Genomic DNA, 20741 nt, shown 5'->3' with positions numbered 1-20741 from the left:
CCGAATGGGACCGGGCCGGGGGCGGCAAGTTCGTCCCCTCGGCAACGCCTCGCGGTGGCCCGCGCCAGCCGCCGCCGCGCTATGATACCGGGCATGGATACCACGACATTCGCCGCACCCCTGCTCCAGGCCTACCGCGAGCATCGCGCCGTGACGGTGGCCGCCGACGCCGGCCCCGCCAGCCGCGAACAGGCTTACGCCACGCAACGGGCGATCTGGCAGACCCTGGTCGGCCAAGCCCGCCCCACGGCATGGAAAGTGGGCGCCCCGGCGCGCGAGGCCGAACCCACCGCCGCGCCGATCTTTCCGCACCGTATCGCCGCCTCTGGCACCCACTTGCCCGCCGCCTCGTTTCTTGGCCTGGGGATCGAGGCCGAAATCGCGGTGCGCTTCGGCCGCGACCTGCCGCCACGTGCCACGCGCTACACCCGCGACGAGATTCTCGACGCGATCGCCAGCGTCCACGTCGCCATCGAACTGATCGACACCCGGCTCGCCGCCCCCAAGGTGGCCGGTCCGCTGTGGAGCCTGGCCGACAACCTGGTGAATGGCGGCCTGATCGTCGGCGACGCCATACCGCAGTGGCGCGAACTGGATTTTGCCGCGCTCACCGTGCGTGTTTCGGCCAACGACGGAGTGCGCGCCGAAACACAAGGCCGCCCGCCGCTCGACGACCTGTTCTTCTGCCTGCCGTGGTGGATCGACCACGTCGGCGGGGCGCAGGCGGGAGACATCGTGGCGACCGGCGCCTGGAACGGCATGCACCCGGTGGGGCTGCCGGTCACGGTCCGTGTCGACTTCGTCGGCGTCGGCAGCGCCGAGGCGCGCATCGGCTAAGCCCATCGTCGGCAAGGAAAGGGCTGGATACGGATTTCGGCCGACAGCCGCAGCCCCCGTCCGAGGCCGAAACCGTCTCCTCCCTCGCCTCCCGGGACGAAGCGGTCATGCCGGTTTGCCTCCTGCTACGGCCACCAGGAACGACCAAGACGAGGAAAACGAGGGACATGCACCACCATCCACCCCGTCGTCATCGGACGTGGCCCGCCACGGCAGTGCTCGCCGGCCTCGTGGCCGGCAGCGTCGCCACCGCGGCGCAGCTGGCACTGTGGTGGCTGACGTCGGTCCCCCTGCTGGCGACCCTGCTGCGCGACGCGCGCCTGACGGCCGCCATCGTCATGGGAGTGAGCGTGCTCACCCCGGTACCGGCGTGGCGCGGGGACGTGTGGCTGCTGGCGACGCTGATCCACTTCGCCCTGTCCATCGCCTACGCCGCACCGGTAAGCCTGCTGGCCGGACGCCGGCGGGCGGGCGTCGAGCTCCTTGCCGGCACCGGCTACGGGGCGCTCATCTATGGCGTCAACCTGTACGGTTTCACCACGCTCTTTCCCTGGTTCTCGGCCTCGCGCGGCGGCGTGACGCTGCTCACCCACCTGGTCTTCGGCAGCGTGCTGGTGGGGGTTTGCCGTTGGCGCGCGCGCCATTCCGGCACCGCCGCCTGAGCCCACCGCCGCCCGCTCCTGGCACCATCCCCAACGGCGTGGCGGAGCCATGGGGCCTCAATCACGCAACAGACCGTCGCCACGCGTATATCATCAAAAGCAGGGTGAGCATCGGCTCGCCTCAAATTTCTTCCCCCTCGCCAACCCCGCAACGGATGGGCGGTACATGGGCATTGGTTCTGGACTGACATCTTCTTTGCACCGCTATCGCTGGCTGATCGTGCTGGCGCTGCTCCCGCTCGGCCTCCTGCTGGCGGTGGCGGCGGCCGTCTATGCCCTCGGCGTGCGCGCTGAGCAAGTGGGCTGGCAGGACGGGCTGGAACTGACCGGCTGGCAGCGGCTGCAAAACGGCTGCGTCCAGGCCCAGGGCGAACGCCTGCGGGTCACGCGCTGGTATCCGCTCACGCTCCATGTCAGCCGTATGAGCCTGCCGCGCTGCGCCACCGGACCATTCCAGGAGCCGGCGCCGCCCCCCTGGACACCGCCACTCGACCTCGCCATCGACGCCCTCACCCTGCCCGGCCTGCCGCCGCTGGCGGTGAAGGTGAGCCAGCGCGCGCAACGCTGGCAGGCGCAGGTTCAGTTCCGCCACAGCCAGGCCCGTGCGCTCTACGAGCGCGGCTCCGGGCGCTGGACGCTGCAAGGACAGATCCAGCCGGCCGACCTCTCCCCGCCGGTACTGGGCACGCTGGCCGTATCCGGCCAGGGCGTGTGGCAGGAGCAGCGTCTGGAAGGATCATTGCAGGCTCAGGGTCGGCAGCTGGGTTATGCCGGTCAGGCCCGACGCGCCGACGCGGCGCTATCGGCCCGCCTCGCCGCCCGGCGCTGGCAGCTCGACGCCGAACTGGGCGCACCGCTGGCACTCGGTGCGGACTGGAGCCTGCAAGCCCGGCAAGGACTGCACGCCAGTGGCGATCTGCAAGGGGTGCAGTCGCTGCATCTGGACCTGCTGGCGAGCGGTCCGCAAGGCAAGGTACGCCTCGAACTCGATACCGCCGGAGCCGGGGCGGCACACGGCCCGGGCCGGCTCACGCTCACCGGCCCCGCCCTGGCCGGCGAGGTGCCCCTGCGCTGGAGCCGGCAACAGTTGGAGCTGCTGCCGGCAAGCTTGCGGCTGCCTGGGGCGCTGCGCCTGAGCTGGCCCCGCCCCCTCACCGTGCCGCTGGCCGCGCGCGGCGACAGCGTCATCACCGCCGAAGTGCAGTACCAGAATCTGCGCGTCAACACCGTCGACAGCCGCCTGTCCTGGCAGCAAGCCCGGTGGGGCTGGCAAGGACGGCTCGACCTCGCCGGCAACAGCGCCGGCGTCGACCTCGCGGGGACATGGCAGGGCCGTATCGATGCCGGCGGCTTGAGCGGCGCTCCCGCCCGCCTCACGCTGAGCCGTCCCGACCTCAAGCTGGCGCTGCGCGTACCCGTGGCCGGCCTGCGCCCGCCGCGCTGGGCGGCGCCGGTCGAGTTCGATGGCCACTATGGCCAGTTCCCGCTCCAGGGTACGCTCCAGGTCGGCTACGAACGAGAGCGCTGGCAAGGTGCGCTGGATGGCCGCTCGCGACTGCCGTTCTACACCCAGGGCGGCGAGCTGAAGTTGGTCCTGCCCTGGCACGGCCAACAGGGACGGTGGTTTCTGGATAGTGGCAGCCGCGTCACGCTTGCCAAGGGGCTGATCGGCAGCACCCTGGTCAAGCCGATCGCAGTCAGCGCCAGCACGCCGCTGCGCTTATCCCCACAAGGCGTCTTTGGCGAGTGGCGGCTGCAGGCCGACGGCGTCGTGGCAACGCGCGGAACCCTGCCGCCGCTCGACGGGCAACTTAGTGCGGCCGGACTGCAGGGCCGCGCCAGCCTGCGCATCCCGGCATGGCAATCCACCCTTACCGTGAGCGCGACACGCCTTGCCCAAGGCAAGAAAACCGGCGTGCAAGGCACGCTGGAACTGAGCACACCGTTGTCGCCCGCCATGAGTCGCGGCCTTGGGGTCACCCTGCAACAAGGCCGTGTCACCGGTCAGGGACGCTGGCAGTGGCTGGGGAGCGGACAGCTGCAAGGCACGCTCGCGGCCTCCGGGGTCGCGCTCGACTGGGGCGGCATCCAGGCGACGGGGGGCAGCGGCAGCGCGCATGTCGAATTCGATCAGGCGGGCCTGAAGCTGGCCAGCGCCGGCCCCATCACGCTGGCCGAACTCGACCTCGGCACGCGCGTGCGCAACGTCCGCCTCACGGCGCAATCCGACCTCAACACCTGGCAGCTCGCCGATGTCCACGCCGAGGTACTGGGCGGGCAGATGAACGCTGCCAGCCTGCAATGGCCCTCGCCGCAGTATCAGCCGGTGACGGTGAGCCACATCGACCTGGCCGAGGTGGCCGCCCTGCAAAACGATCCGGAGCCGACCGTGCAGCTCGCCGGCCGCGTGGGCGGGGTGCTGCCGCTGCAGCTGATGAAAGACTCCCTGGCGCTGCAGGGAGGCCTGATCCGCAACGAAGGCCCGCTGGTGCTCAAGGTCCAGCCCTCCGCCGGTGTCGGCGCCATGGGCCAGTCCAACCGCGCGGTGCAACTGGCGCTGGACACGCTGGGCCATCTGGCGATCAACGATTTCCAGGCCCGCCTGGACATGCCGCCGGACGGCTGGCTCGACGCGGCGGTGACCATCAAGGGACAGAACCCGCAACAAAATGGCCAACCAGTCGTACTAAACTATACGCATCGGGAAAATCTGTTCGAGCTGTTACGCAGCCTGCGTATCGGCGATGAACTCTCCCGCCGGGTATTGAACCGAAAGCCGGCGGAGAGTTCTCACTGACATGACGTTGGAGGACTCATCATGAACCCCGTTTGGCTGCTGGCCCTGCTGCCCCTGGCCGCGTGCACCCCCCGGGTCGCACTGGAGGCCCCCAAGGAACCGATCACGATCAATCTGAACGTGAAGATCGATCACGAAATTCGCCTCAAGGTGGAAAAGGATGTCGATAAACTCATCAGCGAAGACAGCGCATTGTTCTAGGAGCACGCCATGAAGACGACGATACGAGGGATGGCGCTGCTGCTGCTCGTCTGCAGCACACTGGCCATGGCACTGGATCTGGATGGCGCCAAGTCGCAGGGGCTGGTCGGGGAGCAGCCCAACGGCTATCTGGGCGTGGTCAAGGCCACGCCGCAGGCGGTGGAACTGGCCGCGGACATCAACGCCAAGCGGCGCGCCGCCTACGACGCCATCGCCAAGAAGAACGGCGCCACCCTGGACCAGGTGGCGGCCCTGGCCGGCCAAAAAGCCATCGAGAAGGCCGCGCCGGGGGCCTACGTCCGCTCCGCGGACGGCCAGTGGGTCAAGAAGTAGCGGTAACCGCGATCAAGCACACGGCCCGCCGGGCGGATGACGCCGTGCAGGCCGTCGCGATGCACCGTCGGTAGCTCAGCGCGGGAGGCCGCCCAGCTGCCGGCTGATCACGGGACACAGGTGCGCGACCTCTGCGGTGCTCGAGTGCGCCCCCTTCCTTGAAACAGCCTCAGACGCTGCCCAGATAATCCGCCTTGCCGATGTCGACACCGTTGTGCCGCAGAATGCCGTAAGCGGTGGTGAAGTGAAAATAGAAGTTCGGCAGGGCGAACCCGAGCAGATAGGTCTGGCCCGTGAAATGGATTTCCTGGCCGCGCACCTTGAGGGTGATCGGCCGTTCCTCGCTGCCATCGACCTGTTCCGGCGTCAGGGTTCGCAAGAACGCCACCGTCTTGGCGAGGCGCTCTCCCAGTTCGGCGAAGCTGGTTTCGGTGTCGGCGAAACTCGGCACCTCGACCCCGGCGAGGCGCGCACCGCACCCCTTGGCGGTGTCGGACACGCTTTGCACCTGGCGCACCAGCGGGAACATATCGGGGGCGAGCCTGGCGTTGAGCAAGACCTCCGGCGCGATGTTCTTCGCCGCTGCGTACGCGGCGGCCTTGTCGAGGATGGCGGCGAGGTTGGTGATACCACGGATGAGGACCGGGATCGAGGCTTGGTACATGGAAAGCGTCATGGACAGGCTCCTGATGATGAGGGGAACGGGACAACCGTCGGGGACCAACGCGTCAACCCATGCCGGTGGCGGCAGTCACTTCACGATAGCCGATAACCCGCTCCGGGCAACGTCAGCTTGTCGCAACGCCCCCCGGTTCGCCGGGGTCCGGGAACGGGAGACGAGGAAACCCCGTCGTTAGCGCGCGGCGGGGTGGCAGTCGACACCATAGCGCGCCAGCAGCGCGGCGGGCTCGATCACCACCAGCGGCAGCACCTGCCCCGCCACCTTGAGTGAGGCGGGCAGGCGCGTGGAGGAGCCATCCCAATCCGCCGGAAAGGCGCTGCAGATGGCCGGCAGGTCGCGGTCGTCCACCAGCGCCAGCTCGCCGCCGATTTCCAGGTAGAGCTCGCCGCCTGGGGTCAGGTAGATAGTGCGTGAGCGGTCGTCTTCGGTATAAGGCACGGTGCGCCAGCCTTCGCCCTCGAGCCGCGCCACGAACGGGGCCTTGTCGAGCGCGACGTACACCTTCTGCGGACCGTTCTGCACGTAATAGCGGCCGTGCGCGTCCCGGCTGTAGTTACGGTTGAAGAATTCGGCCATCACGGCGTGCTCGAGCCGTTCCTCGCGCAGCCACCACTGGCCGCGCGCATCGAGCCTGAGCCAGCCATAGACGGCCGGGACGTTGGGCCACTTGGCCATTCCCGCCACTACCGCAGCATCCATTCCTGCTCCTCCTCGCCCTGCCCCCTGTGCGGAAAACGGGCCTCTTCTGATTTATGGCTTGCGAACCGGCTTCGGCCAACCTTCTTGCTCACAGCGCACGCAACACCGCCGCTGGCGCGCTGCGCGTCACCCGCCGCACCAGCGGCCAGCCGGCCAGGCCGACCACCAGCATGCCGCTGATCACCCCGAGCGGCAACAGCCAGGGGTTGACGAACAGCGGCAGGTTGAACAGCTTCACCGCGGCGATGGCACCGATCGCCGTCGCGCCCAGCGCCGCCATCAGCCCGGTCAGGGCCCCCAGCCACATCAGCTCGGCCAGCACCACGCTGCGGACCTGGCGCCGCGAGGCCCCCAGCGCCCGCATCAGGCCGACGTCGAACAGCCGCTCGTCACGGGTCGAGGCCAGTGCCGCCCACAGCACCAGCACGCCGGCGGCCAGCGCCAGCACGAACAGGGCCTCGATCGCGCGCGACAGCTGGTCGACCATGGCGCGCACCTCGGCGAGGATGGCACTGACGTCGATCACGGTGACGTTGGGAAACTGCGCCACCAGCTGGTTGATAAAGTCCTCGTCGGCGGGGGCCAGGCGGAAGCTGGTGATGTAGCTGGCCGGCTGGTCGGCAAACCAGGCGGGCGGCGCCACCACGAAGAAATTCACGCGGAAGCTGTCCCACGACACCTTGCGCAGGCTGGTGACGCGGGCCGAGTAAGGGGTGCCGCCCAGGGTGAAGGTGAGCGTGTCGCCCAGGCGGATGCCCAGGGTCTCGGCCAGACCCTGCTCGACCGAAAACTGCGGTGCCGCACGCGCGCCCCACCATTGCCCGGCACTGACACGGTTGCCGCTGGGCAAGGTGGCGCGCCAGGACAGGTTGAACTCGCGCTCGGCCAGATGCTGTGCCCGCTCCGAGGCGTAGGACGACGGCCGCACCGGGCGGTCGTTGATGGCGCTGAGCCGTGCCCGCACCATCGGCGCCAGTTCCGGCGCCGGCAAGGCGTGGCCGACGAAGGCGCTCCTGAACGGTTCGATCTGCGCCGGCTGGATATTGATGGCGAACTTGTTGGGTGCCTCCGCCGGCACGCTCCGCTGCCAGGCGGCGATCAGGTCGCCACGCACCACGGTCAGCGTCAACAGCGCCATCAGCCCGACCGACAACGCCACGATCTGGATCACCGCCAGCCACGGCCGGCGCGCCATGTTGGCGATGCCGAAGCGCCAGCCGACCCCCACGCCGGTGGGCAGGCGGCGCATCAGCCATACCACGACGAACGCTACCAGCCCTACTGCGGCGAGAAAGCCGGCAAGGCCGCCGAACAACCAGCCGGCCAGCGTCAGATCCCCCACCTGCCACGCCGTCAGGGCCAACAGCGCCGCCACCGCCGCCAGCGGCGTGAGCCGCCCCGACGGCGAGGGACGCAGCTCGTCGCGCAGCACCGCCAGCGGCGGCACCCGGCGCAAGCTCAGCAGCGGCGGCAAGGCGAGCCCGAGCAGCAACACCAGCGCCGACAGCGGCCCGCTCAGCCACGGCAGCCGTCCGGGAGCCGGCAGCAAGCCGCCGACCCACTGCTGGGCCAACTGCATCAGCCCGCTTTGCAAGACGTAGCCGGCCAGCGTGCCGAGCCCTCCGGCCAGCAGCCCCAGCAACAGGAACAGCCCGGCGAACAAGCCCCATACTTCGTTGGCGCTGAGCCCCAGGCAGCGCAGTACCGCCACCGGCTGCCAGTGCCGCGCCAGGTAACGGCGCACCGCCATGCCCACCGCGGCGGCGGCCAGGGCCACCGTCAGCATGGCGGTCAGGCCGAGGAAGCGGCGCGCTCGCTCCAGCGCGGTGCGAATCTCTGGACGGGCTTCCTCGACGCTTTCCAGGCGCATGCCGCTTTTCAGCTGTGGTTCGAGCCAGACCCGGAAGCCGGCTACGGCCGCGCTGTCGCCGGCCAGCATCAGCCGCCAGCGCAGGCGGCTGCCCGGCTGCACCAGCCCGGTGGCGGCGAGATCGGCGCGGTTGAACATCAGCCGCGGCACGAAGTTGTAGAGGTCGAGCGTGCCGTCCGGCTCGCGCAGGATCTCGCCCGCCAGCGTCAGCCGCGTGTTGCCCACCTCGAGCGCGTCCCCCAGCTTGAGCTTGAGCCGGCTGATCAGGCGCGCATCGGCCCAGGCGGTGCCAGGCAGCGGGTGCAATGCCCCGCTTCTCACCCCGCCTTCGGCCAACCTGACGCTGACCTCGCCGCGCAGCGGGTAGCGGTCGGTGACCGCCTTGTAGGTGGCGAGCGCCGCCTGGCCGTTGGCGAACACCATCGAGGGGAAGCTGATGTTTTCGGCCTGTGTCAGCCCGCGCCGCTGCGCTTCGGCGCGGATCGCCGCCGGTGCCGGCTCCGGGCTGTTGAGCACCAGGTCCGCCGCCAGCAGCTGGCTGGCGTGGTCGGTGAGCGCGCGCTCGACGCGGTCGGAGAAGAAGGCCACGCTGCTCATCGCCGCCACCGCCACCAGCAGTGCCAGGCCGAGGACGGTCAGCTCGCCCGCCACCAGTTCGCGACGGGTGAAGCGCCAGGCAAGCAGGCAGCGCCCCCAGAACGTCATCGCCCGGCTCCGTTGAGTTTGCCGTCCACCAGCCGGTAGATGGCGTCGCAGCGCCCAGCCAGTTCGCTGTCGTGCGTCACCAGCACCAGCGCGGTGCCCTGCTCGGCGTTGAGCTGGAACAGCAGGTCGATGATCTGGCGCCCGGTGGCCGGGTCGAGGTTGCCGGTCGGCTCGTCGGCGAACAGCAGCAAGGGCTCGATGACGAAGGCGCGTGCCAGCGCCACGCGTTGCTGCTCGCCGCCGGAAAGGTGCCGTGGATAATGCTGCAGGCGCTGCCCCAGGCCGACCCGCTCCAGCATGGCGCGGGCCGCCTCGCGCGCGTCGCGCCGGCCGGCCAGTTCGAGCGGCAGCATGACGTTTTCCAGCGCGGTGAGTTGTGGCATAAGCTGGAAGTTCTGGAACACGAAGCCGACCTTGTCGCGGCGCAGGCGCGCGCGATCGTCCTCGGACAACTGGGTCAGCGATTGCCCGAACAGCGCCACCTCGCCGGCGGAAGGGTGATCGAGCCCGGCCAGGAGCGACAGCAGGGTCGACTTGCCGGAGCCGGACGCCCCGACGATGGCGACACTTTCGCCCTCGTACAGGGTCAGACTGGCAGAGCGCAGGATGGACAGCGATTCGCCGTGAAACTCCACCTGCTTGGCTATCCCCACGGCGGACAAAACCGCCTTGTCATCGATGGATGTGAGCATGTTCAGTTATCTGCGTCTGATCGCATTGTTGTTGATGGCCCTGCCGGTGCAGGCGGCGACGGTACTGGTGTTCGGCGACAGCCTGTCGGCCGGCTACGGCCTCTCCCCCGGCCAGGGCTGGGTGACCCTGCTGGAACACAGTCTGGCACCGCGCCATCGCGTGATCAATGCCAGTATGTCGGGCGAAACCACCGCCGGCGGCCTGTCGCGCCTGCCCGCCGCGCTCAAGCGCCACCGCCCCGACGTGGTAGTGCTGGAACTGGGCGGCAACGATGGCCTCAGAGGTCTGCCGCTGGACGCGATGCAGCACAACCTGGAACAGATGATCCGTCTCGCCAGGCAGGGCAAGGCGCAGGTGCTGCTGGTCGGCCTGACCCTGCCCCCCAACTATGGCCCGAAATACGGAGCCGAGTTCCACGCCGTCTACGAGACGCTCGCCAGGAAATACCGGCTGCACTATGTCCCGCGCCTGATGACCGACTTCGAGGCCGATCCCAGCAAGTTCCAGCCCGACGGCATCCACCCGCGTGCCGAGGTGCAGCCGCGCATGATGGAAACGGTGCGTGCCAAGCTGCCGCTGTCCTGAGAACCTGTTCACGATCTGTCGCGAGCAGCCCTCAGTGGGGTGAAGAGCAGCGCAGGAACCAGAATGTACTGGAATACATGAGGATTCCCGATCGCTGAGCCAATCGAAGATTGGCACGCAGTGCACATGAGCCCCGATCAGGGATGCGCAGCAAGATCGTGAACAGGTTCTGAGCCTGTCTTCGGCCAACCGGCCCTGTGAAGACGCCTCGCCACGCCGACTACCCGGCGCGGCACTTTACCTTCTACAGTGAAGAAGCCCGAGCGGCACTCACCAAGGAGAACTACATGGCACAGCGCATCCTGATCATCTGCGGCGACTACGTCGAAGACTACGAACTGATGGTCCCGTTCCAGGCCCTGCAGGCGATGGGCTACACCGTCGACGCGGTCTGCCCCGGCAAACTGGCCGGCGAGCAGGTCAAGACCGCGATCCACGACTTCGAAGGCGCGCAGACCTACTCGGAGAAACCGGGTCACAACTTCACCCTCAACGCCAGCTTCGACCACATCGACGCCGCGAACTACCAGGCCCTGCTGGTGCCCGGCGGCCGCGCCCCGGAATACCTGCGCCTGGACGCCCAGGTGCTGCGCCTGGTGCGCCACTTCGCCGACGCAGGCAAACCGATCGCCGCCATCTGCCATGGCGCGCAGCTGCTCGCCGCCGCCGACGTCATCCGCGGCCGCAAGGTGTCGGCCTACCCGGCCTGCGCCCCCGAAGTGCGGCTGGCCGGAGCGGAGTACATGGAGATCGCCATGACCGCCGCCGTCACCGACGGCCGCCTGGTCACCGCGCCGGCCTGGCCGGCCCATCCTGCCTGGCTGGCCCAGTTCGCCGCCGTGCTGGGCGCGCCCTGAGGCGGCGCGTCCACGCGCACGGCACCGCACCCGGACGTAAAAAAACCCCGCAGCACGCTGCGGGGTTTTTCGTGGTCCGTGTTCCGCGTTGCGGATTACAGGTCCTTGGCGTTTTCCGCCAGGTAAGCGGCCACGCCTTCCGGGCTCGCCTGCATGCCCTTCTTGCCCTTGCTCCAGCCGGCCGGGCACACTTCGCCGTTCTCTTCGAAGAACTGCAGCGCGTCGACCATGCGCAGCATTTCGTCGATGTTGCGGCCCAGCGGCAGGTTGTTCACCACCTGGTGCTGCACCACGCCGGACTTGTCGATCAGGAAGGAACCGCGGAACGCCACGCCACCGTCGGCTTCCACGTCGAAGGCCTTGCACAGTTCGTGCTGGATGTCGGCCACCAGGGTGTAGCCAACGGCGCCGATGCCGCCCTTGTCCACCGGAGTGTTGCGCCAGGCGGCGTGGGTGAAGTGGCTGTCGATGGACACGCCGATCACTTCCACGTTGCGCTTCTTGAACTCTTCCAGGCGGTGATCGAAGGCGATCAGCTCGGACGGGCAGACGAAGGTGAAGTCCAGCGGGTAGAAGAACACCACAGCGTATTTGCCGGCGGTAGCGTTCTTGAAGTTGAAGTTTTCAACGATCTGGCCATCGCCTTGAACCGCGGCGAAGGTCTTCTCGGCACAATCGAAGAACGGGGCTTGTTTGCCTACCAGTACAGCCATGGAATTGCTCCTTTCAGGTCATCACAGGATGGACCGTCCACCAGCGGCAGGCGGCCATCGTCAATGCGGGGTTTTATAAATCAGGGTGAACGGTCGCCGCCAATTGGAATTCCATATCATACCGATAGCGAATACCAATCATAATGGCCACCGTAGTGGTGTCTTATCGTTGTGGTACCCGCACGGCGGTTTTTCAAGTGGCGCCAAGGCGGGTCCTCCGCTCATGAGCAACAGGCCACCGCAACGTCCACACCTGAAGACAGGAAAGGACGCCGGGCACGGGTAGCAAGGACGGCTTGCCCGAAGGTCATGGCGGCGTGACGGCAAGCGAGGTCACACTGGTAACACCGCCGGTCAATTCGTGAGTGATCCGGACAGCGTTGACCGGCATCAATGCTGCGGCCGAATATCCGAGTAAATTACTCAACATTACACAGCGTCGACGGGCGCGTTTCGGGAAGCCAACCAGGCCCGACCGGCGCCTTACCCGGCCCTTTGCCACGGCAGCCCCAGTCTTCCACGATGGACGATGCCGCTCCCCCGTCGGGACGGACGGGCGCCACTCAGCGCAGCAATGAAAGGTGATCACATGAACACAAAGCAGACACCGCCTCGGGACGCCGGGGCGCAACGGCCAAGCCCCGACTGGGATGCCCGCGCCCCTGCCGTCCTCCAGGACCAAATCCGGGCTTACGACGATATGCGACATCGTTGCCCGGTAGCCTACAGCGAGTACCTGAACTGGTCGCTGTTCCGCCACGACGATGTGATGCAGGCCCTGACCGACCCCAAGACCTTCAGCAACGCGGTTTCCAGCTATCCCTCAATCCCCAATGGCATGGACCCACCCGAGCACACGGCCTACCGCATGCTGATCGATCCTTATTTTGCCCCCGAGGCCATGGCCCGATTCGAGCCGGTGTGCCGGCGTATCGCCGTCGACCTGGTGCGCGAGCTGCCGTCGGCGGGTGAAGTGGAACTGATGGGCCAATTCGCCGAGGACTTCGCCCTGCAAATCCAGTGCGCCTTCATGGGGTGGCCGGTGGCACTGCACGACCCCCTGCGCCGCTGGACCCACCGCAATCGCGCAGCCACCCTGGCGGCCGATCGCGCGGCCATGGCGGCCGTCGCGCTCGAATTCGACGGCTACATCCGGGCGCAACTCGACGCCCGCCGGGCGGCGGGTGACCAGGCCCCCGATGACGTGACCCGCCGCCTCCTCGGGGAAACGCTGCAGGGCCGGACACTGAGCGACGCCGAGATCGTCTGCATCGTGCGCAACTGGACGGTCGGCGAGCTGTCCACCATTTCCTCCTGCGTCGGGATTCTCACCCAGTACCTGGCCGAACGGGCCGAGTTGCAGCAGCGGCTGCGACAGCAGCCGGAGCTGTTGCCGGCCGCCATCGACGAGATCCTGCGCATCCATGCGCCCCTGATCGCCAACCGCAGGATCGCCACCCGGGATGTGGAAATCGGCGGCTGCCAGTTGAAAGCCGGCGACCGCGTCACTCTGATATGGGCGTCAGCCAATCGCGACGAAACCGTCTTCGGCGACGCCGACGAATTCCGACTTGACCGCGATCCGGCCGACAACCTCCTCTACGGCGCCGGAATTCATGTCTGCCCCGGCGCTCCGCTGGCCCGGCTCGAATTGAAGATCGTGATGGAAGCCCTGCTCAGTCAAACGGAGCGAATCGGAACAGTAGCAGGCAAGACTCCGGTGCGGGCGAGCTATCCGGCCAGCGGCTACGCCTCGCTGCCGTTGTGGATCGAGCGAGCCGCCGGCCCCGCACCCCAGGCCTGAGACGACCGCCGTACGCCGGCACGACGTCCAGACACAAGCAACAAGCACCAAAAAAAACGGGAGCCAAGGCTCCCGTTTGTCATGGTGAGATACAGGCTCAGGCCTTGCTCTCGGCCTTCTGACGCAGACGCAGGTTCAGTTCGCGCAGCTGCTTCTCGTCCACCGCGCCCGGCGCGTTGGTCAGCAGACACTGCGCGCGCTGGGTCTTCGGGAAGGCGATCACGTCGCGGATCGACTCGGCGCCGGCCATCAGCGTGACCAGACGGTCCAGACCGAAGGCCAGGCCGCCGTGCGGCGGAGCACCAAACTTCAGGTTGTCGAGCAGGAAGCCGAACTTGTTCTGCTGCTCTTCCGGGCTGATCTTCAGGGCGGCGAACACCTTTTCCTGAATCTCGGCGCGGTGGATACGCACCGAACCGCCGCCGATTTCCCAGCCGTTGAGCACCATGTCGTAGGCACGCGCCAGGCACGCGCCCGGGTTGCTGTCCATCAGGTCCTCGTGGCCCGGTTTCGGGCTGGTGAACGGATGGTGGCAGGCGGTCCAGCGGTCGTCGTCCTCGTCGTACTCGAACATCGGGAAGTCAACCACCCACAACGGACGCCATTCCTTGACGAAGTAGCCGCCCGCCAGGCCGCGCTCGTGGCCGATCTTGATGCGCAGCGCGCCGATCGCCTCGTTCACCACCTTGGCCTTGTCGGCGCCGAAGAAGATGATGTCGCCGTTGTCGGCAGCGGTGCGCGCCATGATCTCGTTCAGCGCGTTCACCGACAGGAACTTCACGATCGGCGACTGCAGGCCGCTATTCTCGTCGTTGCTGATCTTGCTCTTGTCGTTGACCTTGATGTAGGCCAGCCCCTTGGCGCCGTAGATGCCAACGAACTGGGTGTAGTCGTCGATCTCCTTGCGGGAGAGCGCCGCGCCACCCGGCACGCGCAGGGCCACGACACGGCCGTTAGGCAGGTCGGCCGCACCGCGGAACACCTTGAATTCCTCGGTCTTCATCAGGTCGGTCAGTTCGGTGAACTGCAGGCTGACGCGCAGATCCGGCTTGTCGGAGCCGTAGTAGTGCATCGCGTCGGCGTAGCTCATGCGCGGGAAGTCGCCCAGCTCCACGTCCATCACGTCGCGGAAGATCTGGCGCGCCATGTCTTCGGTGATGTCCATGATCTGGTCCTCGTCCAGGAACGAGGTCTCCAGGTCGATCTGGGTGAATTCGGGCTGACGGTCGGCCCGCAGGTCTTCGTCGCGGAAGCACTTGGTGATCTGGTAGTAGCGGTCGAAGCCGGCCACCATCAACAGCTGCTTGAACAACTGCGGCGACTGCGGCAGCGCGAAGAACTCGCCCGGGTGCACGCGGGACGGCACCAGGTAGTCGCGCGCACCTTCCGGCGTGGAGCGGGTCAGCATCGGGGTTTCGATGTCGATGAAACCCTGCTGGTCGAGGTACTGGCGCACGCCCATCGCCACGCGGTAGCGCAGGCGCAGGTTCTTCTGCATCGCCGGGCGGCGCAGGTCGATCACGCGGTGGGTCAGACGCACGTTTTCCGACAGGTTTTCGTCGTCGATCTGGAACGGCGGGGTGGCGGCCGCATTCAGGATCTCGATGTCCTTGGCCAGGATCTCGATCTCGCCGGAAACGAGGTGAGCGTTGGCGGTGCCGGCCGGACGCTCGCGCACGATGCCGGAGATCGACAGCACGAATTCGTTGCGCGCGCTGTCGGCGGTCTTGAACGCTTCCGGGGTATCCGGATCGATCACCACCTGCACCAGACCCTCACGGTCGCGTAGGTCGATGAAAATCACGCCGCCGTGGTCGCGACGACGATGCACCCAGCCCTTCACCGTCACGGTCTGGCCGAGATAGGCCTTGTCAATCAGCCCACAGTAATTGGTTCGCATAATATCCTGAATTAAATCGTAAAAATTCGGTATCAAGGCCCAGAGCCTATTTCAGTAGGCGAGCGAGCCAAAGCAGCTTGAGTGCCACCAGCGCACAGAAACCGGAATGTACACGCAGTACATGAGGATTCCTGATCGCTGAGCGAATCACTGTGTGCAAATCTCTCGCTGAGCCAATCGAAGATTGGCACGCAGGGATTTGCTCAGCGATGGATTCGCACGCAGTACTGCTGGCGCTCAAGATGCACAGGTGCAGCCGCCTAATGAGATGGGCTCTTATTCATCCTTGCCTGGGGGCGCAACCACCCCCATGGAAATCACGTACTTCAGCGCGGCGTCCACACTCATCTCGAGCTCGCGCGTGTCCTTCTTCGGCACCATGATGAAATAGCCCGAAGTCGGGTTGGGCGTGGTCGGCACGTACACACTGACGTATTCCTCACCGTCCAGGTGCGAAGCCACGTCGGCGGCCGGGGTGCCGGTCTGGAACGCCACGGTCCAGGAGCCCTGGTGCGGAAACTGCACCAGCAGGGCCTGGCGGAAAGCCTGACCGGAATCCGACAGCAGCGTGTCGCTGACCTGCTTGACGCTGCTGTAGATGGACTTCACCACCGGGGTGCGCGAAATCAGTGCATCCCAGAAGCTGAACAGGCGCTGACCCAGCACGTTGGCGGCGAGCATGCCCGTGCCAAGCAGGATCAACACCGACAGCAGCACGCCCAGGCCCGGTATGTGAAACCCGATCAGGGCTTCCGGACGCCAGTGCTCCGGCAATAGGGTCAGGGTCTGGTCCAGCGTGCCGACGATCAGGTTTAGCACCCACAGCGTCACCGCCACCGGGAGCCAGATCAGCAGGCCCGTGACCAGGTGCCCCTTGAAATTAAGCTGCAGACGCGGCATCAACTGCAGCTACCGCAGCCGCCGGTACCGCAGCTGTGGCCGCCGGCCGGCGCCGAGGAACTGCCGTTCTTGAAATCGGTGGCGTACCAGCCCGAACCCTTGAGCTGGAACCCGGCCGCCGTCAGTTGCTTGCGGTAGTCAGGGCTGCCGCACTCGGGGCAAGCGGCAATCGGCGCATCGCTCATTTTCTGCAGGTGTTCCTTGGCAACCCCACAGGCATCGCAACGGTATGCATAAATCGGCATGTTTCTCTCCTTCACCTGCCATTGACAATGGCATAGACGGCATGTTTCTTGCTACAGTGAACGCTTGCCAGTACTGGCTTCCGCTCAGATGGGGACATTCCCTCCGCAACGCAAGCAGCTGTTCACAAACGGGTGATTATATCTGACTGCCAGTGCAACACAAAAATACTGTTTCGTCACACCACCGCAATCCCACACGGCGAAGCTGTGGTCTGAACGCCTCAGAGGAAAAAGGGAAGCTCATGAAAAACATCCAGTCACCGCTCGCCGGCAAGAAAGGCCTGATCATCGGCATCGCCAACGAGCACAGCATCGCCTACGGCTGCGCCAAAGTGCTCAAGGCGCTGGGAGCGGAGTGCGCCGTCACCTACCTCAACGACAAAGCCGAAAAATACGTACGCCCCTTGGCAGACACGCTGGAGTCGCCGCTGGTGCTGCCGCTCGACGTGGAACAGCCGGGCCAGCTCGCCGCGGTGTTCGACGCCATCGGCCAGCAGTGGGGCGAACTGGACTTCGTCATCCACTCCATCGCCTTCTGCCCGATGCAGGATCTGCACGGGCGCGTCACCGACGTGTCGCTGGCCGGTTTCCAGCAGGCGATGCAGGTATCGTGCTATTCCTTCATCGAAACCGCGCGCCTGGCCGAAGCGCTGATGAAACACGGCGGCACGCTGATCACCATGAGCTATTACGGCGCCGACAAAGTGGTGCAGAACTACAATATCATGGGACCGGTCAAGGCGGCGCTGGAGAGCGTCACGCGCTATCTGGCGCACGAACTGGGCAGCCAGGGCATCCGCGTGCACGCGGTATCGCCGGGGCCGCTGAAGACCCGCGCCGCCTCCGGCATCGCCCATTTCGACCAGCTGATCGACGACGCCATCACGCGCGCGCCGCAGAACCGCCTGGTGGACATCGAGGACGTCGGCCAGACCTGCGCCTTCCTGATTTCGGACGCGGCGCGTTCGCTGACCGGCGACACCTTCTATGTCGACGGCGGCTACCACATCATGGCCTGAGAGAGACACCGAGCATGACGCATGACGATCAAGCCTTCGACGATATCCTGCAACAAGCCGAGCAGCTCGGACCGCTGCCGATGGCGGTGGCGCATCCGTGCAGCCGCGAGGCGCTGATGGGCGCGGTGGAGAGCGCCGACCACGGCATCGCCCGGCCGATCCTGATCGCGCCGCAGGCCAAGCTGAAGAAACTGGCCGAGGAACTCGGCGTCGACCTCACCCGCTTCGAAACCATCGACGTGCCGCACAGCCACGCCGCCGCGGAGCAGGCGGTGGCGCTGGTGCGCGACGGCTACGCCGACATCCTGATGAAGGGCAGCCTGCACACCGACGAATTCATGACCGAGGTCACGGCGCGCAGCAGCGGCATCCGCACCGAGCGCCGCATCAGCCACGTGTTCATCATGAAGGTGGAGAGCTACCCGCGCTACCTGTTCATCACCGACGCGGCGATCAACATCGAGCCCGACCTCACCGCCAAGCGCGACATCTGCCAGAACGCCATCGACCTGTGCCATGCTCTGGGCATCGCCTGCCCCAAGGTGGCGATCCTGGCGGCGGTGGAGACCATCAACCCGGAGATGCGCTCCACCATCGACGCCGCCGCGCTGTGCAAGATGGCCGACCGCGGCCAGATCACCGGCGCCATCCTGGACGGCCCGCTCGCCTTCGACAACGCCATCTCGCGCGAGGCGGCGGCGACCAAGGGCATCGTCTCGCCGGTGGCGGGCGACCCGGACATCCTGCTGGTGCCCGACCTGGAATCCGGCAACATGCTGGCCAAGCAGCTGTCCTACCTCGCCGCCGCCGCCTCCGCCGGGATCGTGATGGGCGCGCGCGTGCCGATCGTGCTGACCAGCCGCGCCGACGACTCCAACGGCCGGCTCGCCTCCACTGCGGTGGCAAACCTGCTGGCGCACGGCAAGCAAAGGCGGGAGCCGCTGGCATGAAGAAAGTGCACCTGGCGATCAACGCCGGCTCGGCCACGTTGAAGTTCCGCGCCTACGGCGCCGACGGCCACGGCCTGTTGGTCAAGGGGCTGGTGGAGCACTTCGGCCAGGACGGCGGGCGCTTGACGCTGACCGACGGCAAGGGGCTGCCGCTGCTGCAACAGGAGCTGGCCGGCAACGGCCGCGACCTGGCGGTGGCGGCGGTGATCAACGCCCTGGCCGACCGCCAGATGACGGTCGCGGCGGTAGTGCACCGCGTGGTGCACGGCGGCCACCGCTTCAGCGAACCGGTCCGGCTCACGCCGCAGGTGCGCGCCGGACTGGAGGAATTCGTCGCACTCGCCCCGCTACACCAGCCGGTGAGCCTGGCGGTGATCGATGCCTTCACCGCGCTGGACGAGCGGCTGCTGCAGATCGCCTGCTTCGACACCGCCTTCCACACCAGCCAGCCGGAGGTGGCGACGCGTTTCGGCATCGCCCGCCACTGGCATGCCGAAGGGGTACGGCGCTACGGTTTTCACGGCCTCTCCTACGCCGCCATCGCGCGCCGCCTGCCCGAACTGGGGTTGGCCGAAGCCAAGGTGGTGGTGTGTCACCTGGGCAGCGGCGCCAGTGCCTGCGCCATGGTGCAGGGGCGCAGCGTCGCCAGCAGCATGGGCTTTTCCGCGGTGGACGGCCTGCTGATGGGCACCCGCCCCGGCGCGCTCGATCCGGAAGTGCTGCTGTACTGGATGGAGCACGAGGGCATGGGGGTGGCCGAGGTGCGGCGCGAGCTTTACAAGAACTCGGGCCTGCTGGGGGTGTCGGGACTGTCGGCGGACATGCGCGAACTGCTCGCCAGCCACGTGCCGGCGGCGCGCGAGGCGGTCGAGCTGTTCTGCTACCGCGTGGTCCGGGAAATCGGCGCGCTGGCGGCGGCGATGAAGGGGTTGGACGCGGTGATTTTTACCGCCGGCATCGGCGAGCGCTCGCCGGAAATCCGCGCCCGCGTCGTCAAGCAGCTGGCCTGGCTCGGCTTCGAGCTGGATCTTTCGGCCAACCTGGCGCAAGCGCGCCGCCTGACGACGTCGGCCAGCCCGCGCAGCGCCTGGATGATTCCCACCGACGAGGAAGGCGAAATGCTGCGCAGCGCCGCCCTGCTGCTGGGTTGAACGCCGCCGTCAGCCCTGCGCCCAGTCGTTGAGCATCAGGCCGAAGCCGATGCCCTGGTTACGGTGGTTGTAGTCGATCAGGCTCTCGCCGTAGCCATTGAAGTACTGCAGGTAGCCGCGCAGCCGGCCGGCGAGCGGGAAGGTCCAGCCCAGTTGCAGCGCCCCCTTGCCGGACGACGGGTTGTAGCGCGCCAGCGCCGCCAGGGTATGGTCGTTCCAGCGATACTGGGCCTGCAGGTCGCCATAGCCGTAGTAGCGCAGGATGTCGGGGTTGTCGTCGCTCTCTACCGGCTCCGGCAGCCGCTGCCACACGCGCGCCGTCAGCGTCAGCGGACCGCGCTCCATGCCGAGCATGCCGTACACCCGGTTCCAGCTGCGCGACAACGGGTCGCTCTGGCCGTTGGACTGATGCACGAAGCCGGCGCCCAACAGCCGCACTCGCCAGCCCAGCACGGACCAATCGACCGGCAGGCTGGCCATGGCTTCGGGTTCGTAGTCGGTTTCGCGAAACGGCGACGACTGCGGCTTGTTGTAGAGCTGCCAGTGCGACTGCTGGGTATAGCCGAACCACAGGTCGGCCGGCGTGCCCAGCACGTTCTGCCAGATCTTGCTCTTGAACGAGAGCTGGAACTTGACTTCGGTGTGGTCGAGATCCTGCGCAGTGGCGCCGTGCGTCGGCGTGGACGGGGCCGTGTTGGGAGCGACCTGGTACCAGCCGGGCAGGAAATACGAGGGCCGGTGGCCGCGCAGCAGGAAGGTACGGTGCGGAGCGTCCTGATCCAGATCCCACAGCTTGGCCAGCGCCGTGCTCTCCGGCACCGGCTCGGCACGCTCTTCCGCTGCAGGAGGAACGGCAGCAGGCGCGGGCATTGCTTCGGTGGTGTTTACGGCAGGCTCCGCCAAGGCCGGAGCGGTGGCGAGGGCGGTGGCAGGCGGCCGGGCCGCCGTGGCGGCAGCGTCGAAGCAGGCGAGCCGTGCCTCGGCCGCGGGCAAGGCGGCGCATCGGCCCAGCGCCTCCTCGGTGCTCTCGGCATGGCTCATCAGCGGCAGCAGGAGCGACAAACCCGGCAGCCAGCGCAGAATGGACATGGGCGTCATCGGCAAAAAAAAGAAGGTATGACCCCCTGCCGGTGCCGAC

General features: G+C 67.1%; 20 protein-coding genes. 11 read left to right on the top strand and 9 right to left on the bottom strand.

Translation table 11 applies throughout. The features are described 5' to 3' along the window. Positions 1-93: 93 nt before the first annotated feature. The 5 genes from NH8B_RS03595 to NH8B_RS03575 all read left to right on the top strand — a co-directional run bounded on the left by NH8B_RS03595 (position 94) and on the right by NH8B_RS03575 (position 4830). On the top strand, positions 94-837 hold the full coding sequence (locus tag NH8B_RS03595; protein WP_014086053.1) for a 2-keto-4-pentenoate hydratase: 744 nt from the start codon (positions 94-96) through the stop codon (positions 835-837). Positions 838-1004: 167 nt separating this feature from the next. After that, positions 1005-1499 (top strand): hypothetical protein, encoded by a 495-nt coding sequence (locus NH8B_RS03590; protein WP_051002142.1) that lies wholly within the window; start codon positions 1005-1007, stop codon positions 1497-1499. 166 nt (positions 1500-1665) lie between these two features. Beyond that, on the top strand, positions 1666-4296 hold the full coding sequence (locus NH8B_RS03585) for a YdbH domain-containing protein (protein ID WP_014086051.1): 2631 nt from the start codon (positions 1666-1668) through the stop codon (positions 4294-4296). A 21-nt stretch (positions 4297-4317) separates the two neighbouring features. Continuing rightward, positions 4318-4497, top strand: coding sequence for a YnbE family lipoprotein (locus tag NH8B_RS03580; RefSeq protein WP_008953342.1), 180 nt, complete (start codon positions 4318-4320; stop codon positions 4495-4497). A gap of 9 nt (positions 4498-4506) precedes the next feature. Then, a complete protein-coding gene (locus NH8B_RS03575; protein ID WP_008953343.1) occupies positions 4507-4830 on the top strand; it encodes a YdbL family protein in 324 nt (107 codons plus the stop codon). Positions 4831-4999: 169 nt separating this feature from the next. On the opposite strand, the gene NH8B_RS03570 is transcribed toward NH8B_RS03575, so the two are convergent. The 4 genes from NH8B_RS03570 to NH8B_RS03555 form a co-directional block, all read right to left on the bottom strand. After that, a complete protein-coding gene (locus NH8B_RS03570) occupies positions 5000-5506 on the bottom strand; it encodes a DUF1993 domain-containing protein (RefSeq protein ID WP_014086050.1) in 507 nt (168 codons plus the stop codon). Between the two features lie 177 nt (positions 5507-5683). Beyond that, positions 5684-6211: a DUF2946 family protein gene (locus NH8B_RS03565; protein ID WP_014086049.1), complete on the bottom strand. Its 528-nt coding sequence runs from the start codon at positions 6209-6211 to the stop codon at positions 5684-5686. A gap of 88 nt (positions 6212-6299) precedes the next feature. Further along, on the bottom strand, positions 6300-8786 hold the full coding sequence (locus tag NH8B_RS03560) for an ABC transporter permease (protein WP_014086048.1): 2487 nt from the start codon (positions 8784-8786) through the stop codon (positions 6300-6302). After that, positions 8783-9478: an ABC transporter ATP-binding protein gene (locus tag NH8B_RS03555; protein WP_014086047.1), complete on the bottom strand. Its 696-nt coding sequence runs from the start codon at positions 9476-9478 to the stop codon at positions 8783-8785. The genes NH8B_RS03560 and NH8B_RS03555 overlap by 4 nt, the downstream gene beginning before the upstream one ends. Here NH8B_RS03555 and NH8B_RS03550 point away from each other — a divergent pair. Further along, positions 9477-10064 (top strand): arylesterase, encoded by a 588-nt coding sequence (locus tag NH8B_RS03550; protein WP_014086046.1) that lies wholly within the window; start codon positions 9477-9479, stop codon positions 10062-10064. The two genes, NH8B_RS03555 and NH8B_RS03550, sit on opposite strands and share 2 nt — an antisense overlap. Before the next feature lie 287 nt (positions 10065-10351). After that, positions 10352-10921 carry a DJ-1/PfpI family protein gene (locus tag NH8B_RS03545; protein WP_014086045.1) on the top strand — a complete coding sequence of 190 codons (570 nt, stop codon included), beginning with the start codon at positions 10352-10354 and terminating at the stop codon, positions 10919-10921. 95 nt (positions 10922-11016) lie between these two features. On the opposite strand, the gene NH8B_RS03540 is transcribed toward NH8B_RS03545, so the two are convergent. Further along, entirely contained in the window at positions 11017-11634 is a 618-nt protein-coding gene (locus NH8B_RS03540) for a peroxiredoxin (RefSeq protein ID WP_014086044.1), read from the bottom strand. Positions 11635-12223: 589 nt separating this feature from the next. On the opposite strand from NH8B_RS03540, the gene NH8B_RS03535 reads away from it, so the two are divergent. Next, a complete protein-coding gene (locus NH8B_RS03535; protein ID WP_014086043.1) occupies positions 12224-13438 on the top strand; it encodes a cytochrome P450 in 1215 nt (404 codons plus the stop codon). A 97-nt stretch (positions 13439-13535) separates the two neighbouring features. On the opposite strand, the gene aspS is transcribed toward NH8B_RS03535, so the two are convergent. From aspS to NH8B_RS03520, 3 genes are all read right to left on the bottom strand, one after another. Beyond that, positions 13536-15338, bottom strand: a complete 1803-nt coding sequence (aspS, locus tag NH8B_RS03530) for an aspartate--tRNA ligase (RefSeq protein ID WP_014086042.1) — start codon at positions 15336-15338, stop codon at positions 13536-13538. Between the two features lie 276 nt (positions 15339-15614). Next, positions 15615-16238 carry a DUF502 domain-containing protein gene (locus NH8B_RS03525; protein WP_008953353.1) on the bottom strand — a complete coding sequence of 208 codons (624 nt, stop codon included), beginning with the start codon at positions 16236-16238 and terminating at the stop codon, positions 15615-15617. After that, the gene (locus NH8B_RS03520; protein WP_008953354.1) at positions 16238-16483 is read right to left on the bottom strand and encodes an FmdB family zinc ribbon protein; all 246 of its coding nucleotides are present in this window, start codon (positions 16481-16483) and stop codon (positions 16238-16240) included. Before NH8B_RS03520 ends, NH8B_RS03525 begins: the two co-directional genes overlap by 1 nt. Positions 16484-16725: 242 nt before the next feature. Between NH8B_RS03520 and fabI the strand changes: the two genes are divergently transcribed. Genes fabI through NH8B_RS03505 form a run of 3 tightly spaced genes read left to right on the top strand, consistent with a single transcriptional unit; the run spans position 16726 to position 19603 of the window. After that, a complete protein-coding gene (gene fabI / locus NH8B_RS03515; RefSeq protein WP_014086041.1) occupies positions 16726-17502 on the top strand; it encodes an enoyl-ACP reductase FabI in 777 nt (258 codons plus the stop codon). A gap of 14 nt (positions 17503-17516) precedes the next feature. Next, positions 17517-18452: a phosphate acetyltransferase gene (locus tag NH8B_RS03510; RefSeq protein ID WP_008953356.1), complete on the top strand. Its 936-nt coding sequence runs from the start codon at positions 17517-17519 to the stop codon at positions 18450-18452. Next, on the top strand, positions 18449-19603 hold the full coding sequence (locus NH8B_RS03505) for an acetate/propionate family kinase (protein ID WP_014086040.1): 1155 nt from the start codon (positions 18449-18451) through the stop codon (positions 19601-19603). The genes NH8B_RS03510 and NH8B_RS03505 overlap by 4 nt, the downstream gene beginning before the upstream one ends. Before the next feature lie 9 nt (positions 19604-19612). Here NH8B_RS03505 and NH8B_RS03500 read toward each other — a convergent pair whose 3' ends face one another. Continuing rightward, complete coding sequence (locus NH8B_RS03500; protein WP_014086039.1) at positions 19613-20692, bottom strand: phospholipase A; 1080 nt, start codon at positions 20690-20692, stop codon at positions 19613-19615. Positions 20693-20741: the final 49 nt, after the last annotated feature.

Source organism: Pseudogulbenkiania sp. NH8B, assembly GCF_000283535.1.
Lineage (GTDB): Bacteria > Pseudomonadota > Gammaproteobacteria > Burkholderiales > Chromobacteriaceae > Pseudogulbenkiania > Pseudogulbenkiania ferrooxidans.
This window is presented reverse-complemented; position numbering and strand designations above follow the sequence as displayed.

Excerpts from the sequence above, each read along its gene's own strand:
- NH8B_RS03570 (WP_014086050.1), bottom strand. The coding sequence starts at position 5,506 with ATGACGCTTTCCATGTACCAAGCCTCGATCCCGGTCCTCATCCGTGGT.
- NH8B_RS03505 (WP_014086040.1), top strand. The coding sequence starts at position 18,449 with ATGAAGAAAGTGCACCTGGCGATCAACGCCGGCTCGGCCACGTTGAAG.
- NH8B_RS03550 (WP_014086046.1), top strand. The coding sequence starts at position 9,477 with ATGTTCAGTTATCTGCGTCTGATCGCATTGTTGTTGATGGCCCTGCCG.
- fabI (WP_014086041.1), top strand. The coding sequence starts at position 16,726 with ATGAAAAACATCCAGTCACCGCTCGCCGGCAAGAAAGGCCTGATCATC.
- NH8B_RS03575 (WP_008953343.1), top strand. The coding sequence starts at position 4,507 with ATGAAGACGACGATACGAGGGATGGCGCTGCTGCTGCTCGTCTGCAGC.
- NH8B_RS03595 (WP_014086053.1), top strand. The coding sequence starts at position 94 with ATGGATACCACGACATTCGCCGCACCCCTGCTCCAGGCCTACCGCGAG.
- NH8B_RS03540 (WP_014086044.1), bottom strand. The coding sequence starts at position 11,634 with ATGGCTGTACTGGTAGGCAAACAAGCCCCGTTCTTCGATTGTGCCGAG.
- NH8B_RS03535 (WP_014086043.1), top strand. The coding sequence starts at position 12,224 with ATGAACACAAAGCAGACACCGCCTCGGGACGCCGGGGCGCAACGGCCA.
- aspS (WP_014086042.1), bottom strand. The coding sequence starts at position 15,338 with ATGCGAACCAATTACTGTGGGCTGATTGACAAGGCCTATCTCGGCCAG.
- NH8B_RS03525 (WP_008953353.1), bottom strand. The coding sequence starts at position 16,238 with ATGCCGCGTCTGCAGCTTAATTTCAAGGGGCACCTGGTCACGGGCCTG.
- NH8B_RS03555 (WP_014086047.1), bottom strand. The coding sequence starts at position 9,478 with ATGCTCACATCCATCGATGACAAGGCGGTTTTGTCCGCCGTGGGGATA.
- NH8B_RS03580 (WP_008953342.1), top strand. The coding sequence starts at position 4,318 with ATGAACCCCGTTTGGCTGCTGGCCCTGCTGCCCCTGGCCGCGTGCACC.
- NH8B_RS03500 (WP_014086039.1), bottom strand. The coding sequence starts at position 20,692 with ATGTCCATTCTGCGCTGGCTGCCGGGTTTGTCGCTCCTGCTGCCGCTG.
- NH8B_RS03565 (WP_014086049.1), bottom strand. The coding sequence starts at position 6,211 with ATGGATGCTGCGGTAGTGGCGGGAATGGCCAAGTGGCCCAACGTCCCG.
- NH8B_RS03590 (WP_051002142.1), top strand. The coding sequence starts at position 1,005 with ATGCACCACCATCCACCCCGTCGTCATCGGACGTGGCCCGCCACGGCA.
- NH8B_RS03510 (WP_008953356.1), top strand. The coding sequence starts at position 17,517 with ATGACGCATGACGATCAAGCCTTCGACGATATCCTGCAACAAGCCGAG.
- NH8B_RS03560 (WP_014086048.1), bottom strand. The coding sequence starts at position 8,786 with ATGACGTTCTGGGGGCGCTGCCTGCTTGCCTGGCGCTTCACCCGTCGC.
- NH8B_RS03585 (WP_014086051.1), top strand. The coding sequence starts at position 1,666 with ATGGGCATTGGTTCTGGACTGACATCTTCTTTGCACCGCTATCGCTGG.
- NH8B_RS03545 (WP_014086045.1), top strand. The coding sequence starts at position 10,352 with ATGGCACAGCGCATCCTGATCATCTGCGGCGACTACGTCGAAGACTAC.
- NH8B_RS03520 (WP_008953354.1), bottom strand. The coding sequence starts at position 16,483 with ATGCCGATTTATGCATACCGTTGCGATGCCTGTGGGGTTGCCAAGGAA.